Source organism: Balneola sp. (assembly GCA_002694685.1).
GTDB lineage: Bacteria > Bacteroidota > Rhodothermia > Balneolales > Balneolaceae > Gracilimonas.
In genome coordinates, this window is record NZMW01000010.1 from 161,351 (window position 1) to 177,162 (window position 15,812).

Consider the following 15,812-nt stretch of genomic DNA (forward strand, 5'->3'; position numbering starts at 1 on the left):
TCGACAGTCTATCAACACTCAACTTTCAGTTTTCAGAGGATAGAAAAAATTAATCAACGATTTTATGAGTAAAAAGAAAACAAATGGAGTGAATATCAGATCCGGAATGGATAAAGATTCACTTCGCGAAGATATTAAATTACACCTGCGCCATACACTGGCAAAGGATGAATTTTCCACCACAAGCTGGGATAAGTACCGAAGTGTGGCGATGACCATTATGGATCGCCTCAACGACCGCATGCTGGACACACAGCAGCATTTCTATAAAACCAACGCCAAGCGGGTGTACTACCTATCAATGGAGTACTTAATTGGCCGACTGTTGGATAACATGCTGGTAAATCTGGATGTGCGTGATACGGTAGCCGACGCGTTAGACGATCTGGGTCTTTCATACGAAGACATTCGTGATGAAGAATGGGATGCCGGACTTGGAAACGGTGGGCTTGGTCGCCTTGCGGCTTGCTTCCTCGATTCAATGGCAACCTTGGGAATTCCTGCGATTGGGCATGGTATCCGTTATGATTATGGAATTTTTTATCAGAAAATTCAGGATGGCTTTCAGGTTGAGCGGCCTGACCTTTGGTTGAAATATGGAAACCCGTGGGATACGGTTCGCCCAAAAGTTCAATATCCCGTAGAATTTTATGGAAACCAGGGAACGGTTAAATCCAGCAATGGAAATACCCACTATAATTGGGAAAATACGCACCGTGTAAAAGCGGTAGCCTATGACACTCCTATTCCGGGATATGATAATGGCATTGTAAACTATCTGAGGTTGTGGAAGGCGGAATCCTCTGCTGGAATTGACCTAAAGAGCTTTAACCAGGGTCAGTACATTGATGCGGTTCGTGATAACCAGCTGGAGCAAAATATCTCCCGCGTGCTTTACCCGAACGACAAGGTGTTTGTAGGGCAAGAGCTTAGATTGAAACAGGAATACTTCCTCGTTTCAGCCTCGATGCAGGATATCATCCGACGCTTCAAGAAGCAGTCCTCAGACTTCACCAAATTTCCTGAAAAAGTATCCATTCAGTGTAACGATACCCATCCAAATCTGGCCATTCCAGAGTTGATGCGATATCTGCTTGATGAAGAACACATGGATTGGGAAAAGGCGTGGGATATAACCGTTGAAACGATGGCATATACCAACCACACCTTACTTCCTGAGGCCTTGGAAAAATGGCCAGTTTCACTGGTTAGAAATCTACTGCCGCGTCATTTACATATCATTTACGAAATTAACCGACGCTTCCTGAACGATGTAAAAATTAAGCTGGGTGATGATAAAAATCTCCAAAGCCGAATGAGTATCGTAAGCGAAGGCGAAAACCCGGTTGTGCATATGGCACATCTTGGAATTGTAGGAGCACGAAAAGTAAACGGAGTAGCAGCTATGCACTCTCGGTTGCTGAAGGACTCGATGTTCAAGGACTTTGATGAGATGTATCCGGATAAATTCACCAATAAAACTAATGGAATTACCCCTCGCCGCTGGCTGAAGCAGTGTAATCCAGCGCTTTCCAATTTGATTTCAGATAAAATAGGAGACGACTGGATTACCGATCTCGATGAACTTAAGAAGATCAACGAGTTTGCAGAAGACAAGACATTCCAGAAGAAGTTTGCTGATATCAAAGTTGAGAATAAGAAGCGGCTTGCAAAGTATATCAAAGAACATAACAATCTGGATGTAGATCCAAACTCCATGTTTGATATCCAGATTAAACGTATTCATGAGTACAAGCGGCAGCTGATGGCAGCACTACATGTAATTACACTGTATAACCGCTTGAAAGAAAACCCGGATCTGGATATTTCTCCACGAACCGTGATTTTTGCCGGTAAAGCTGCTCCGGGATACACGATGGCCAAACTTCATATTAAGCTAATTAACAGCATAGCTGAAGTGGTTAATAACGACCCCGAAGTAAATAAAAAGCTGAAGTGTGTATTCCTTCAGAACTACAGCGTAACACTGGCTGAGAAACTGATTCCGGCTGCAAATCTATCCGAGCAAATATCAACTGCGGGAATGGAAGCCTCCGGAACTGGAAACATGAAGTTTGCCCTCAACGGTGCGCTCACCATCGGGACACTTGATGGAGCCAATGTTGAAATCAAGGAAGAGGTGGGCGACGACAATATCTTCATCTTTGGGCTGGAAGAAGAAGACGTAGAAGCACTTAGGCGCCAAGGCTACAATCCCTGGGATTACTACAATGCCAATGAGGAATTGAAGCAGGCGCTAGACCAAATCCGCGAAGGATTCTTTAGTGATGGTGATAAGGAGCTTTTTGAGCCAATAATAAATGCTCTACTTCATCAGGGAGACTACTTTATGGTTCTCGCTGACTACGAAGCCTATGTAAACAAGCAGGAAGAAGTTTCTGAATTGTTTAAAGATCAACAAGAGTGGAACCGAAAAGCCATCTTGAATACAGCTAATATTGGCAAGTTCTCCAGTGACCGAACCATTAATGATTATAATGATGAGATCTGGAAAGCTCCGAAGGCAGAACTAAAATAAAGTCTGCAGGCAAATTCAGCAGTAATTTTCAAAGAGGTCAGCCATAGGTTGGCCTCTTTTTTTGAAGTATAAAAAGCGTACTAATTACTGTTTAAGAAAGCTCATGGTTTTTTATAATTATACATTACATTTCCAGCTATGAAACAAATACCACGAACAACACCAACACAAGTAGATTCTCTGGTCCCCGATAGTGGATTGATAGGAACGGATAGTTTGAATATTCCTGACCCGAGGGAGTACTCTATATCTGAAGTATTTATTTATATCTGGGACTTGCTGCAGGTTCAGCTATTTACGCTTCAGAACACTCCTGTTACATTTATGAAGCTCTTGGTTTTTGTTCTGTTGCTGGTGGGATTTTCATACTTGGCATCTATTATAAAAGGGGTATTAAATAAGAAAATTCTCCCGCGTTTCGCCATGGATTCTGGCCTTCGATATACCTTATCCAGAATATCGCAGTATGTTATTGTGGTGATTGGAGTTTTTATCTCTTTTCAGTTTTTAGGAATAGATATGACGGGGCTAGCCGTTGTATTTGGGTTTTTGTCGGTTGGAATTGGTTTTGGTCTTCAGAACGTGACCTCAAACTTTATATCTGGTTTGATAGTGCTTTTCGAACGGCCCATATCAGTTGGCGATCGGGTTATGGTAAATAATATTGAAGGGGACGTGATTGAGATTAATATCCGGGCGACCAAAATCCGAACGCTGGATAACATTTCAATCATTGTGCCAAATTCAGAGTTTGTTTCCACCAGCGTGATAAACTATTCGCATGGAGATCCAACCTATCGCCTCGGTATAGAAGTGGGCGTTTCGTATAGCTCGGATTTAGATATGGTGTTAAAAGCCCTGAAAGAAGTCGCCGAAGAGAATAAGAACGTCTTGAAATCTCCCAAATATGACATTCAGTTTAAGGCGTTTGGGGAGTCTTCCTGGGACATGAAGCTTTTAGTCTGGATTGCGGATGTTAAGAATTACCCCAGGATACGAACAGAGATCAATAAGGCAATTGTCAGGAAATTCCGTGAATATGAAATTGAAATTCCTTTCCCGCAAAGAGATTTGCATGTACGTTCGGGACTAAACCCCAAAAAAGAAACGAGACACGGCTCCGAAGACTCGAAGACATCAGAAAAGGAAGACGGTGAGGATTAATTAAATACGAACCTAAAGGTAATGGTACCCCACTGTGTTTGCTGAGGAACACCACCAGGTAATCGGGAAAAACGCCAGGTTCGGAGGGTACTCATTACTTCTCGCTCCAGCTCTGGATTCATTTTTTTAATGGGGATAATGCGTCCTACGGTTCCATCCGGACGGACTTCAAAACGAACGGTAATTACACCCTCTGTATTAGAGTTATTTTCCGGGAGAGGCTGGACCATGGGAGCACGATCAATTTCACCCTCCCATTTTAATTCATAGGGTGAAGTTTTCTCTTCATCATTCCCAATACCCTGATCGGAGTTCATATCACCACGAGCACCATCAACATCTCCGCTTTCCTTGGCTCCTTCTTGAGCTGTTTGATTTTCTTGGGCAACTGGAGGAATTTCAATTTCTTCTTCCTGAACTTCCGTCTGCTCTTGGTTGGGGTCTATTTCTTCAGTTTCAGGAGTTTGAACGGCCTCTTCAACAACCTCCTCGACTTGGTCAGGGAGATCAACAGGCTTAGTATTTTCTTCAGTTGGAGTCTGAGGGGTTTCATCTGGCTCAGGAGCCTCTTCAACGGGCTCATCAGGTTCTACTTCTGAAGGGTTAGGACGTTGGGCAACCTGTTCATTTTTTACTTCAGAATACTCAGCAAGCTGACCGGTTTTAAATTCTCCAAACTCAACTTCAATGTATGATGGACGAGCATTGCTATTCATATCAAGCGTGAACCAAAGCGAGAAAAGCAGAAGAACCGTATTAATACCAAGAGTTATATAAAGGGCAAACCGGTCGCTTTCTGTGAATCTTGATCGTGCCATTATGCTAAGAGCCTTGCTCGGTTGCCATTACAATTTTGAGGTTTAACGCTTTACTGACATTCATTACGCGAACGGCATCATCTACTTTAGCGTCTTTGTCAGCACGTAATACAACGGTACCCTGTGGCTTATTATTTCGCGCATTTCTTATAGCTGTGGCTAAAGATCCTCGTGCGGTTAAGTCTCCATCTACATAAAATTGGCCATCTTTAGTTACGGCAACAGAAATAAACTGAGGTTCAGTAGCCGCGCTACTTTCCGCTTTTGGTACTTCAACACGAATCCCAAAATTGGTTACAAAAGAGGAAGTAAGTAAGAAGAAAATAAGCAGTAAGAGCACAATATCCGTCAATGAAGACTGAGAGAAAAGGGATAGAGGCACAAGTTTTTTGTCACCACTTCTAAAATCTCGTCCCATGGTAATTACCCTTCTTTTTTAGATGCGGGAGATTGTAACAAGTCAAGGAAATCAGCTGAGGCATTCTCAAGTTCGAAAATAGAACGGTTTATTTTACCTAACAGAAAATTGTAGAAACCATATGCAATCAATCCAACAATTAACCCGGCAGCTGTAGTAATTAGTGCCTCCCAGATACCACCTGCAAGAACGCTGGGGTTTACATTTCCTTGTAGAGATTGAATATCCATAAAAGCTTCAATCATACCGGTAACAGTTCCTGTAAATCCAAGAAGCGGGGCTACACCAGCAACGGTGGCAAGCCAGTTCATTCTTTTTTCAAGAAAGAAGATCTCTTTTTTACCAGCATTGTCGATAGCATCTTCGATATCGCGAATTGGGCGGCCTAAGCGCTTAATACCGGCTTTAATAATTCGGGCAATAGGTTTGTCAAACTCATCGCAATAATCCATTGCATTGGAAGCCCCGCCCTTACCGGATTTAAGCATACTTTCGATGGTGGCCAAGAATTTTTCAGGCTCTACGTGAGATTTATTTAAAGCAATCCAGCGTTCTGCAATCACATAACAAGCTATTGCAAAGAGGAGAAAAATAGGAATCATTAAGATTCCGCCTTCTAACATGAGGTCAAAAAATGAGACAGTCTCTTCCTGCATATTAATGAGAGAGTCTGCCGGCATGGTGTCCTGCAAAAAAATCAGCAATTGGTGCATGTAGATGATGATGTTTATTTAATTTTAGTAATAAAATAGTTTTCTGAAAATGGAGACTCGAGCGTTTCTGCCGCTAAAGCCGCTGTCCTCAACGATTCAAACTGCCCTAAACTTACGCGCCAGAGCTGTCCATATTGTTGAGATGGAATAGAAGCTAAAAGAGCTCGGTAGCCATCGTTATTAAGTTCATTTAATTTTGCCCGGGCACTTTCTTCTTTACTTAAAGAGAAAACGACAATGGTGTAACCGTCATTTGCCGCAGAGGTCGAAACTCCGCGCAGTCCATATTTGGGCTGACCGTCTGGGGCAGTCGCACTACTCTCTGATACTTGAGTCTCAGTCGGTTGTTCCGCAGCGGGCTGTTCCTCACCTGGCTGAGGCTCTGCAGGTTGTGAGGGCTCCTGATTTTCAGGCTCGGTTTCTTGAACAGGCGGCGTTGATTCTTGCTGAACAGGTTGCTGAGTTTGTGGAGCCGGTTGTTGAGGTTGAGTGGCAGCAATCTGAGGCTCCGGAGTAACACCAGGAATATTCACGACCCCAAAGTATCCAAGTGCATATGTGCCGCCAGCAAAAATCACAATAATAAGAATAACCCATAATAAAACGGGGCTAGCGGTATCCCGAGAAGGTTTAGTGCGCTTCGAACTGGCACTGTCGTCTTCCTCTTCTGTTGAATCTTCTTGTGCCTCTTCCTCGCGCTTCTTTTTAGCCGCATCGGAAGCAAGGTTGGTAATCACGGGGACAACCTCTTCTTTATCGTTCGAATCATCAGGCTCATCTTCTAAGGATTCGAAAGGGTCATCATCAAAATCTTCTTCCTCTTCAGCAAAAACGTCCTTTAGGTCGTCTTTTGAATCTTCAATTTTCTCATCACTTAGCTGCTTATTTATCTGAGCTTCTAAATCATCCTCATCGTCAGATTCTGCAAAGATGTTGTCTAAATCATCGTCATCCTCTTCCTCAGCTTGTGGAGCAGGGTCTTCTTTTTTATCACCTAAAAGTCCCGAAAACATGCCGGCGTCCGAGTCATCTTTGTAGGTATCAATTCCCCACTTATCAGGGCCGGGACTTTCTGTTTCTAAATCTTCTTCATTTTCATCGGTTTCTTCGTCAGCTAAGTCAAATGGAGCATCCTCCTCTTCCCCAGCTTCCAAATCTTCATGCTCTTCTTCACCTTCGTCCTGTGTTGGCACATCAAGAGAAAAAGAAGCATCAGGATCTTCAACTTCATCATCACCATCTTCGTCATCTAATAATCCGCCGAAAGGGTCATCCTCATCACCAGAATCACTGTCCGTTGCTATTTCCGGATCGTCTTCTGTAGAGTCCTCGTCAGACACAGAACCTGATTCCAGCTCAATGGGCTCCATCCCTACATACTTATAATTAATTTCGGTAGCCAGCTCATCAGCGGGGATAAATATGACGTTATTCCCAATTCCGCTAAAAACACCAAGCCCGTCCACTTCATAGGCATCGCCTTCAGCAATCGCCTCTTGAATTTCTGCTACAAGCTCTGAAAGTTGCTCTTCAACTTTATCCTTCTCAATCCCCGAAGCATCGGTCAATAATTCAACTAATTTTGAATGATCTATATGCATAACCTACCCCTTATTTTCAGCTGTAAATTCAACAGTATCTTTTGGCGGGACCATCACATTGGTGCCATCCGGCTTTTTTTCTTGTTTCTGATTGTGATGAACCGCCTTAAATGTACCCAGTCCGTCTATTTCTACGGAGTTTTTCATGATAATTTGATCACGAATGATAATCCCCAAAGTTTCTAAAAATTCGTTTGTCATAATATTTTAGAATTTAATTGTTAACCCGCCAAAAATTTGAAATGGTCGTTCCTGATATCCATTCCACACTTCATACTGTTGTCCCAGAATATTCAGCAACTTTGCATACACGCCAAATGTCTCATTAAATTGATATTCAGCGCCCGCATTAAGCAATACGAAAGCACTTAAATCTGAGTTTGCAGAAGGCGCTCTTCGAGCACCAATATATTCTGCCCAACTGTTAATTGTAAGTGCTTTTACTACTTTATAAGAAATAGCTCCTTCGATGCCGAGTTTCTCTTCATAAGGAATGTTTCCACCCCCATCTAATTTTGGGCTACGGAAGTAAACTTTTCCATCAAACCAGAATTTTTCAGGCACCAGTTGTTGGCTCGCTCCGGCATAAAACTCAAAGATATTGGCGTTGTCATATATCACATCATAAAAGCCGGAAGTATTAGATGGGGCAATATTCTGACGCTGGTAATATGCATAGTCTCTAACAAACCGATAATTAGCACCTCCAAATACACGGTTTCCATCAAAAAGCTGGAAGTTCACCTCTCCAGTAGCGCCCACATTATAAGCGTGTTGCAACTGGGTTTGAACATTTAGGAAACGATTAAACTGATGGTTTTGCTGGATGGTCTGTATCTCAGGACGGGCAAAAGCTGTTCCTTTAATGGAAAGGGCATTATTTAGGTTATGCTTGATCTCCAGTTCCGGAGTAAAGAAAAACTTGCTCGAAAAAGGATCTGAAATATATTCGATGCCGCCTTTACCACTAATTCTTGTACTGAAGTTAAAAAGGCGCTCGTACTCTATAGAAGCCTTGGCGTCAATCCAGTTTTGAGAACCAATAGCATCGTTTTCATAATTGCCACCTTCTACACTGGCAGTAACATCAAAAGTTTCATAAATGTGATTACCAGGCCAGTAGTAGGAAAAAGTAGCATGCCCAACTCGTTCGGTAAGGTCTCCGGAAAGGCCTGAATTCCCCGCATCAAGAGTAGTGCTAAACAAATTACCTCCAGCGCTAAGTTGCCAGCCGTCTAGCGTATTTTTTGTTTTTTGAAGAGAAACTTGTCCACTACCGCCGGTATAAGTCTTATCGGAAGTTTCTCCTATAAAATTTTGCTGAAAATTGTTTTCATTCAGGTTGAAAAGGTAATTGAAGTCGTTGAGCGCTCCAGCATCTACAACAAGCTTAAGATCATTCTTCAGCTTGGTGATGTACTTTACATTGGCGTCCATATATCGGAAGCCGCTTTCCTGTGAGTCTAAATGACCATCTGAGGCACGGAGATTTATATCAGCTGTAACAAGACTTTTGTCGTTGAGCTTATAAAACCCATATCCGTTTAGTTCGGGTGAAATAAAACTTCCGAAGCCACCGCGGAGGTATGCATTAATTCGGCTTGGGTTTGTTAGGACAGACCTTGTGGGCGGGTCGGGCCGTCCCAATTGGGTGATTGAAATATCTGCAACGGACTCATCCCGCGTTTCCATGAAAGGCATTCTGTTTGGGTCAATTTGGAATACACGCGGGGTTGGGTTAAAGCCCAGAATAGGTTGTCTTCTTAATCCGGGAAAGCGAGCCTGAAACTCACTTCTAATCTCAATATCCTGGGGGTTAATTTCCGGCAAGAGGGAGTTATCTGCAGCTTGCTGTCCACCTTGGGCAAAGGCGAAAAGAGGGCATAAAACGATAAATAGGGAAAATAATAGCGGTCTGTTTCTCATCATTGAACTGCGTTTCCTGAATGTACTAATTTTTGAAGGAAGGTTTAAGGGTTAGCTAACGAAAAGATGTACTGAGAATTATGGGATTGTGTTCCGGCTTAAAGATGGAGCAGTTGTTTTTGGAAAAGTCATATCGCGGCGAAAACCGGGATCTGGACGTTTAATCAATCCCAGATTCCTGACTTCGCAGGAATGACGCAAAGGAAACTCAGCTTAAGACCGCTCAAGCATCCTATTCAGTGCAAGCACCGCATTTTCAGCTACGTTCTTAGGAACCGTGATTTGATTAACCACTTCCCCTTTTTCGAGCTTCTCCAGTGACCATAATAAATGAGGAAGATCAATGCGATTCATGGTTAAACAAGGACACATGAAAGGGTTCAAAGAAACAATCTTCTTATCCGGGTTTTCTTCAGCCAATCGATTTACGAGGTTCATTTCGGTACCGATGGCCCATTTAGAACCGGGCTCAGCATTCTCGATAGTATCAATAATGAAACTGGTTGAGCCGTCGAGATCGGAAGCTTGGACGACATCATAAGTACATTCCGGATGAACCAGGATTTTCATGTCCGGCTCTTGCTTTCTGAGATTTTCGATATGCTTGATATTAAACTTCTCGTGAACAGAGCAGTGACCTTTCCAGAGGATCACTTTCACATTATCGAAATCACCTTCGTACTCAAATTTTCCTTCCAAGGGAGCATAAATTGCCATTTCATCCAGAGAAATTCCTAAATCAAAAGCAGTATTTCGCCCTAAATGTTGATCAGGTAAAAATAGAATACGCTCTTTTTGGGTGAAGGCCCATTCCAGCATTTTCTTAGCGTTAGAGGAGGTGACGGTAGCTCCACCGTGCTTTCCAACAAATCCTTTTATAGCGGCTGTAGAATTGACGTAGGTCAGCGGCAGAATCGTATCACCCCAAATGTCCTGCATTTTTTTCCAACCCGCTTCGGTTTGATCAATATCAGCCATGTCGGCCATGGAACAACCGGCGCGTAAATCAGGGAGTATAACTTTTTGGTTCGGCTTGGTAAGCATATCTGCTGTTTCTGCCATAAAGTGAACTCCGCAGAAAGCGATAAATTCAGCATCGGGCATTTCAGCACATATTTGAGCAAGCTTCAGAGAGTCGCCACGAGCATCAGAAAACTTAATGACTTCATCCTTTTGATAATGGTGTCCGGGGATGAAAAGGCGATCACCAAATTTAGCTTTGATCTCAAGAATACGGGCTTCCATTTCTTCCACAGAAAGCTCGCTGTATCTCTTTGGAAGGGATACTTTTGACTCAATTTCTAAAACATCTAAAACTTCCATAACACTCACATTTGCCACAAAACCGATAACCGGATTTGAAGCTATTTTAATACAAGTTATTGAATAAGATCAAAGTTAATAAAAAAACCAATGAATTCGTGCCTATCAACCAGCGGCTTATTCCAGATTAAAGCTGATGTCTAAGGCCTTAACAGAATGGGTCAACCAGCCAAGAGAAATAACATCAGCGCCACAACCTTTGTAAGCTGAAATATTCTCCGGGGTGATTCCTCCTGAAACTTCAACAAGGATCTCATCAGGTATCAAAGCCATCAACTCTTTTACTTCTTCAGGTGATCTGTTATCCATCATAATGACATCAACACCAGCTTTCACAGCCTCTAACACCTGCTGCTTATTTTCCGTTTCTACTTCAATCTTTACCATATACCCAACACGGGACCTGACTAACTCTACAGCGCTCTTAATATTTCCTGCGGCTTTAATGTGATTGTCTTTAATCATGACTCCATCATCAAGCCGGAAGCGGTGATTTCGGCCACCGCCACATCGCACAGCATACTTCTGAAGTGCTCGCAAGCCGGGTAGTGTTTTCCGTGTATCGGTGATTGTAATAGTAGAGTCGCCCAAGTTTTCAATAACCTGTCGGGTTGAAGTTGCAATGCCGCTTAAATGCTGAATTAGATTCAAAATGACTCTTTCAGCTGAAAGCAACACTCTGACGGGTGCTTCAACCTCGGCAATTATCTCACCTTTTTTAACCGGCATTCCATCGTTCTTGTGAAAAGAAACGTTAGCTGCTTCTCCCAAAAGTTCATACCCAAGCTCAATGATTTCAAGTCCCGCTAAAACCCCATCAGCTTTAGCGGTATAAACTCCTTTACCAAATTGATTTTGAGGAAAAATGGAATCCGAAGTGAGGTCTCCCATTCCTATGTCTTCACTGAAAGCGTGCCGCAGAATTTCTTTAAGCTCAAGTTGGTTCATAAAAGTGAATCAGCCGTTTTATTTGTCTATTTTAAAAGGGCAACAAAGATACCTTTTTTTAATCATAAGAGCGATCATCGATGATATATCTCGACCATGCTGCTACAACGCCCATCAGCGACAAAGCTTTGGAGGTGTATGTAAACGTTTCGAAGCACTACTTTGGAAATTCCAGCAGTATGCACGATGAGGGTTCTTTGGCCAAGCAGATTTTAGAGGCCTCTGCAAAGACTTTGGCAAGTACAATTAATGCTCGTCCAAAAGATGTGTACTTCACTTCAGGAGCATCGGAGTCCAGCTTTTTGGCTATTTATTCTTTGTTGAACTCGCTGGAAGAAAAAACGGGGCATATCATTACTACGCCAATTGAACACTCTTCGGTCCGCAATCTTTTCTTAAAGCTGAAGGATGAAGGGTATGAAGTATCGGTTGTTCCGGTAACTGAGTTTGGAGAAATCGATTTTGAGGCATTACAAGAACTGGTTCGGGACGATACGGTTCTGGCCTCTATTCAACATGTGAATTCAGAAATTGGAACCATTCAGGACTTAGAAAAGATCGGGCAGTATTTGCAGGATCGGGGAGTAATGCTTCACAGTGACTGCGTACAAAGCTTCGGGCGCATTCCTGTTGATGTTCAAAAATTAAATGTAGACGCGGTCTCCATTTCAAGCCACAAAATATATGGTCCCAAAGGATGTGGGGCTGTTTGGATGAACCCAAAGATAGGCTGGAAACCTGTTTTTCCGGATTCTGATAACCAAAAGAAATTTAAGCCCGGAACAAACGATGTGCCAAGTGTAGCTGCTTTTGCTACAGCCTCCAAACTGATCACGCAAAATAGAACAGATGAACAGCTTCGAATTCTGGAATTCAGAGAAAAGCTGCTGGATGAGTTGAGAAAATTGGAGTTTGATATAGTAGTTGAACAGCACCCTTCCAATTATGTCCCAAATATTTTAGGATTGCGAATACCGGGGATGGAAGGACAGTTTTTTATGCTGGAGTGTAGTCAGGCGGGGCTTGCTATCTCAACAGGGAGTGCGTGTCAGGTCGGCTCAGAAAAGCCAAACAAAACAATGACGGCTATTGGAAAAAGTGAACAAGAAGCTCGGGAGTTTGTACGTTTATCATTCGGAAAAGAGAATCAAGTGAGTGAGATTCCACAGATAATTGAAAAAATGAGTAGTATCTTAAGGCGACATTTTGATAAAGTAAATCATCATAAGAAGAAGGAAGGATTGACGACATGAAAAGAGGATTATTCTTACTCAGTCTGTTTGCAGTATTATTTACTGGAACGGTATTTGCTCAAGATTCAAATGCAGAAATCAACATCGTAAAATATAGTGATTACCAATGCCCGGCTTGCAAGTATTTTGTGAGTATCGAAGAGCAACTTAAAGAAGAGTACGGGGATAAAATCTCCATCACCACCAAGCATTTCCCATTGAGCATGCACCAGTATGCAGGATTAGCTTCAAGAGTAGCTGAAGCGGCTCGTGAGCAGGGAAAATATGAGGAAATGCACGACATGATTTTTGCCGGACAAGAACAGTGGGCCCGTGGAAATGCCGAAGCAATATTTATCGGCTACGCCAAAAGCCTGGATCTTGACATGGAAAAATTCCGAAATGATATGAACTCAGCCGACATGCAGCGTATTGTAATGGCGGATAAAAGAGAGGGCATTAATTTGAATGTGAACTCCACCCCAACGTTTTACATAAATGGCACAAAACTGGAAAATAATCCCAGAACCTACGCTCAGTTCAAACAACTGGTTGATGCTATGATGCAGCAATAATTCATACTTTGTTTTGATTATTAAAGGAGCTCGTGAACAACGGGCTCTTTTTTTTAAGGAGGAAAAAAGCAAATCTTTGCTATTTTCGGGAATGAAAGCCGCCTCAGAACCAACAAAAAAAAGCTGTCCGAATTGCGGAACGCAAAAAGCCGGAAACTTCTGTGCTAATTGTGGTCAGAAGTTTTTTGAAGGAAAGCTATCGTTGACGGCGGTTACCCAGGATTCTATCGATACATTGTTTAATATCGATAATCGCGTGCTGAAAACGCTAAAAGATCTTTTTCTGAAGCCCGGATATATCACAAAGCAATATTTAGCCGGAAAAAGGCAGCGCTACATATCTCCTTTTAGGGTTTACTTCACCTTTAGTGCGCTCTACTTTTTTGTGCTTTCCATTACAGAAGTGAACAGCATTTTATTCATGAATTCTTTTGACCTTGATGGGAATGAGGAACAGTTTACGAATTTCATGAAGTCATTTATCATTTTGTTTGCACCGGCTTTTGCAGGTGTTATTCATCTGCTTCATCGAAAACAGGGCAAGAATTATATCGAGTCTTTGGTTCTCGCTTTACATCTTCACTCCGTTTTATTCTTTCTATTTATAGTGCGAGCAATAACAGACCACTTTATGCTGATATATACCGAAACGGGTGGACTAAGAATATTGATTATAGGAATCAGTGCGACATCTACCATCCTATTATTCTACTATATGTACAGCTATCTGAGAGAGTTTTTTGGGCAAAGCATCATGAAAACCGTGCTCAAAGTATTTTTGATGCTGCAAGGTTACGTGGTTATTCTAATCATCGCGCTTCTCATTTTTATCTTTACCATTTCAGGCTAAAAGAACTGAATCCTAAGGCACATTTCCCTTATCTTTAAAGTGAATTTTGAAATCCATTCATTCATGAAAGAATACTTAGTCGAGATCATCAGCAAATCGCTGGATCAATTTGAGCTGGAAGAAAAACCGGAAATCCGAATTGAGGAGCCCAACCAACCCGATCATGGAGACGCTGCCACCAACATCGCTATGATGCTGGCCAAACCACTTCGCAACAATCCAAGAGCAATTGCACAACGGCTTGTTGATAAGTTGGAATACGATGAGAAAAAAATATCAGCCGTAGAAATTGCCGGACCAGGATTTATAAATTTCCGTTTTGCTGAAGAGTACTTGTTTGATGAGCTTTCTGAAATTTTGAAAGCGGGAAGTGATTACGGAAAATCAGATTCGAATAAAGAAAAGCGTGTACTTGTTGAGTTTGTAAGTGCGAATCCAACGGGACCTTTGACGGTTGGTCACGGCCGAAATGCCGTTTTGGGAGATACGGTTTCCCGCCTGCTGGAATGGACCGGCGCCGAAGTAGAAAGAGAGTACTACTTCAATGATGCTGGCCGACAAATGCGTGTTTTGGGTGAAAGTGTACGTGCCCGGTATTTAGAGCTGCTGGGTAAAGACAATGAATTTCCTGAAGGCGGATATGAAGGGGAATACATCAAAAATATTGCACAGGCTTTAATGGATGAAAAAGGAGGAGAACTAACTTCAGCTGAAGATGAAAAGCCCTTCAAAGAAAAAGCGGAAGAAGAAATTTTTGCAGACATCAGTGCTACGCTTGAGCGGATGAGCATCAAGATGGATTCTTTTTTCAATGAAAGAAGTCTGTATGAAAACGGAAAGATTGATGAAACAATAGAAAAGCTCCGCGAGCTGGATCTCGCCTACGATAAAGAGGGAGCCGTTTGGTTTAAAACAACCGAGTTTGGCAAAGAAAAAGACACGGTATTAGTAAAAAGCACCGGTGAGCCAACATACCGACTTCCGGATATCGCGTACCACGCCAACAAGCTGGATCGTGGTTTTGATCTGTGTGTGGATGTTTTTGGAGCCGATCATATTGCAACCTATCCGGATGTGATGAATGGGATCAAGTCGCTGGGCTATGACCCGGATAAAGTTGATGTGATTGTCTATCAATTTGTGACATTGGTGAAAGATGGAAAGCCCTTCAAGATGAGTACGCGTAAAGCTAATTTCGTAACGCTTGATGACCTGATGGATGAAGTAGGTGCCGATGTAACCCGCTTCTTCTTCCTGATGCGCTCTCCAAATACGCACCTTGAATTCGATATCGCCCAGGCTAAAGAAGCCGGCGAGAAAAATCCCGTGTTCTATCTTCAGTATGCACACGCTCGCATTGCCAGTATTCTTCGCAAAGTTGAAGATGAGTATGATTTTTCCGGTGATGTTGATTTAAGCCTGCTTGATCATCCAACCGAAATTGCCTTGATTAAAACCATGCTGAAATTTCCTGACACTATTGCTACTTCAGCAAGGAGTCGAGAACCTCATCATGTCATTACATTCCTAAATGAACTCGCCTCTGACTTCACCAGCTTCTACCACGACTGCCGTATTTTAGGGGAAGATGAAAATCTTGCTCAGGCACGGATGGAGCTTGCTAAAGCAGTAGCCCAAGTGCTCAGAAATGGACTGGGGATTTTAGGTATTACTGCTCCAGATCAAATGTAAGCTGGAAAACGCT

General features: G+C 42.5%; 14 protein-coding genes. 6 read left to right on the forward strand and 8 right to left on the reverse strand.

Annotated elements, in window-relative coordinates:
• Positions 1-64: 64 nt before the first annotated feature.
• Positions 65-2,539 carry a glycogen phosphorylase gene (locus tag CL667_10320; GenBank protein MAL18096.1) on the forward strand — a complete coding sequence of 825 codons (2,475 nt, stop codon included), beginning with the start codon at positions 65-67 and terminating at the stop codon, positions 2,537-2,539.
• Positions 2,540-2,677: 138 nt separating this feature from the next.
• Complete coding sequence (locus CL667_10325) at positions 2,678-3,703, forward strand: mechanosensitive ion channel protein MscS (GenBank protein MAL18097.1); 1,026 nt, start codon at positions 2,678-2,680, stop codon at positions 3,701-3,703.
• Here the strand turns inward: CL667_10325 and CL667_10330 are convergent.
• From CL667_10330 to CL667_10365, 8 genes are all read right to left on the reverse strand, one after another.
• On the reverse strand, positions 3,700-4,521 hold the full coding sequence (locus tag CL667_10330) for a hypothetical protein (GenBank protein MAL18098.1): 822 nt from the start codon (positions 4,519-4,521) through the stop codon (positions 3,700-3,702). The genes CL667_10325 and CL667_10330 overlap by 4 nt on opposite strands.
• A gap of 4 nt (positions 4,522-4,525) precedes the next feature.
• Positions 4,526-4,939 carry a biopolymer transporter ExbD gene (locus CL667_10335; GenBank protein MAL18099.1) on the reverse strand — a complete coding sequence of 138 codons (414 nt, stop codon included), beginning with the start codon at positions 4,937-4,939 and terminating at the stop codon, positions 4,526-4,528.
• Positions 4,940-4,944: 5 nt separating this feature from the next.
• Positions 4,945-5,652 (reverse strand): biopolymer transporter ExbB, encoded by a 708-nt coding sequence (locus CL667_10340; protein MAL18100.1) that lies wholly within the window; start codon positions 5,650-5,652, stop codon positions 4,945-4,947.
• 14 nt (positions 5,653-5,666) lie between these two features.
• Complete coding sequence (locus CL667_10345; protein ID MAL18101.1) at positions 5,667-7,253, reverse strand: hypothetical protein; 1,587 nt, start codon at positions 7,251-7,253, stop codon at positions 5,667-5,669.
• 3 nt (positions 7,254-7,256) lie between these two features.
• Complete coding sequence (locus CL667_10350; GenBank protein ID MAL18102.1) at positions 7,257-7,454, reverse strand: hypothetical protein; 198 nt, start codon at positions 7,452-7,454, stop codon at positions 7,257-7,259.
• Positions 7,455-7,460: 6 nt separating this feature from the next.
• The gene (locus CL667_10355; GenBank protein ID MAL18103.1) at positions 7,461-9,179 is read right to left on the reverse strand and encodes a hypothetical protein; all 1,719 of its coding nucleotides are present in this window, start codon (positions 9,177-9,179) and stop codon (positions 7,461-7,463) included.
• Between the two features lie 213 nt (positions 9,180-9,392).
• Entirely contained in the window at positions 9,393-10,502 is a 1,110-nt protein-coding gene (locus CL667_10360; protein ID MAL18104.1) for a quinolinate synthase, read from the reverse strand.
• A gap of 117 nt (positions 10,503-10,619) precedes the next feature.
• Positions 10,620-11,450, reverse strand: a complete 831-nt coding sequence (locus tag CL667_10365; protein MAL18105.1) for a nicotinate-nucleotide diphosphorylase (carboxylating) — start codon at positions 11,448-11,450, stop codon at positions 10,620-10,622.
• A gap of 80 nt (positions 11,451-11,530) precedes the next feature.
• Here CL667_10365 and CL667_10370 point away from each other — a divergent pair, with 80 nt between their 5' ends.
• The 4 genes from CL667_10370 to CL667_10385 all read left to right on the forward strand — a co-directional run bounded on the left by CL667_10370 (position 11,531) and on the right by CL667_10385 (position 15,799).
• Entirely contained in the window at positions 11,531-12,703 is a 1,173-nt protein-coding gene (locus CL667_10370; protein ID MAL18106.1) for a cysteine desulfurase, read from the forward strand.
• Positions 12,700-13,257, forward strand: coding sequence for a hypothetical protein (locus CL667_10375; protein ID MAL18107.1), 558 nt, complete (start codon positions 12,700-12,702; stop codon positions 13,255-13,257). Before CL667_10370 ends, CL667_10375 begins: the two co-directional genes overlap by 4 nt.
• Before the next feature lie 13 nt (positions 13,258-13,270).
• Positions 13,271-14,107: a hypothetical protein gene (locus CL667_10380; GenBank protein ID MAL18108.1), complete on the forward strand. Its 837-nt coding sequence runs from the start codon at positions 13,271-13,273 to the stop codon at positions 14,105-14,107.
• A 63-nt stretch (positions 14,108-14,170) separates the two neighbouring features.
• Positions 14,171-15,799, forward strand: a complete 1,629-nt coding sequence (locus CL667_10385; protein ID MAL18109.1) for an arginine--tRNA ligase — start codon at positions 14,171-14,173, stop codon at positions 15,797-15,799.
• Positions 15,800-15,812 lie beyond the last annotated feature (13 nt).

Coding starts and splice junctions, on each gene's coding strand:
- CL667_10355 (MAL18103.1), bottom strand. CDS start 9,179: ATGAGAAACAGACCGCTATTATTTTCCCTATTTATCGTTTTATGCCCT.
- CL667_10385 (MAL18109.1), top strand. CDS start 14,171: ATGAAAGAATACTTAGTCGAGATCATCAGCAAATCGCTGGATCAATTT.
- CL667_10350 (MAL18102.1), bottom strand. CDS start 7,454: ATGACAAACGAATTTTTAGAAACTTTGGGGATTATCATTCGTGATCAA.
- CL667_10330 (MAL18098.1), bottom strand. CDS start 4,521: ATGGCACGATCAAGATTCACAGAAAGCGACCGGTTTGCCCTTTATATA.
- CL667_10320 (MAL18096.1), top strand. CDS start 65: ATGAGTAAAAAGAAAACAAATGGAGTGAATATCAGATCCGGAATGGAT.
- CL667_10335 (MAL18099.1), bottom strand. CDS start 4,939: ATGGGACGAGATTTTAGAAGTGGTGACAAAAAACTTGTGCCTCTATCC.
- CL667_10345 (MAL18101.1), bottom strand. CDS start 7,253: ATGCATATAGATCATTCAAAATTAGTTGAATTATTGACCGATGCTTCG.
- CL667_10340 (MAL18100.1), bottom strand. CDS start 5,652: ATGCACCAATTGCTGATTTTTTTGCAGGACACCATGCCGGCAGACTCT.
- CL667_10370 (MAL18106.1), top strand. CDS start 11,531: ATGATATATCTCGACCATGCTGCTACAACGCCCATCAGCGACAAAGCT.
- CL667_10360 (MAL18104.1), bottom strand. CDS start 10,502: ATGGAAGTTTTAGATGTTTTAGAAATTGAGTCAAAAGTATCCCTTCCA.
- CL667_10365 (MAL18105.1), bottom strand. CDS start 11,450: ATGAACCAACTTGAGCTTAAAGAAATTCTGCGGCACGCTTTCAGTGAA.
- CL667_10375 (MAL18107.1), top strand. CDS start 12,700: ATGAAAAGAGGATTATTCTTACTCAGTCTGTTTGCAGTATTATTTACT.
- CL667_10325 (MAL18097.1), top strand. CDS start 2,678: ATGAAACAAATACCACGAACAACACCAACACAAGTAGATTCTCTGGTC.